The following is a 945-nucleotide window of genomic DNA, read 5'->3' on the forward strand; positions in this document are numbered from 1 at the left end:
CGGCGGGGGTGTTCCTCGCCTCGGGCGTCTCCGGCAGCAGCGTCGGGCTGGTGGCGGTCCGCGCCGGGGAGGTCGCCGGGGAGCAGGGTGCGCCGGGGCCGGGGCTGGACGCCTCGTTCGACCGGGACCACGTGGCCCCGGCGGTGGCGGCCGCCGCCCTGCGGGACGTGCCCAACAGCGTGCTGCGCCTGCCGCTGGCCTCCTGGAACCGGGCCGGCACCCTGGAGCGGTCCTGGCAGCGCGCCTGGCCCGGTCTGGGGGAGGGTTTCGGTACGAGCGCCACCGGCGCCGACGGCCTGCGCTTCCCGCTGCTGCTGCTCAACGGCACCTCCGTGGCGGACGGCTGCCGGGTGGCGGTCTCGGTGCTGCGGCTGGCCCCGAGCAGCACCGACGGCCCCGACTGCCTCGGCGCCGGCCAGTTCAGCCGCGCCGCCGGCGACGGCGCCCGGGCCCCGGACGGGGTGCTGGCCGCCACCGAGGACGCGCTGGGGGCCACCTGCCCGCGCGGCGGCGGCGGGCCGCGGGACCTGCGGTTGTCCACCGCGGCCCTGCTGTCGGCGCGCTTCCCGTACGTCTCGCCCACGGGCGTGCTGCTGACCTGCGCGGGGGGCACCGCCTCGACCGAGGACCGCACCCACGTCCTGGACGGCGGCCTGCTGGAGAACTCCGGCGCCGACGCGCTGGTGGAGGTGTGGGCCGCGCTGGAGCCGCGGGTGCGGGCGCTCAACGCCGACCCGGCGCAGCCGGTGTGCGTGGCGCCGCGGCTGCTGCTGCTGGACAACTCCTTCACCGACGACGGCCCGTGGCGCCCCGCGGGCCGCTCCCCGCAGCTGCTGGCCCCGGGGGCGGGCCTGCTGGGGGTGCTGGGCAGCCAGTCGGCCGCCGCCCAGCAGGAGGCGCAGATCGCCGTCACGCGCGCCGCGGCGGACGTGGCGGCCGCGGGGG

1 pseudogene is annotated in these 945 nt (G+C 79.9%); it reads left to right on the forward strand.

Features of this window, described 5'->3' with window-relative positions:
• Positions 1–945: pseudogene (locus ABEB16_RS21705) on the forward strand (hypothetical protein); the annotation flags it as partial.

It is taken from the genome of Kineococcus glutinatus (assembly GCF_039542765.1).
In the GTDB taxonomy this organism is placed as follows: Bacteria; Actinomycetota; Actinomycetes; order Actinomycetales; family Kineococcaceae; genus Kineococcus_A; species Kineococcus_A glutinatus.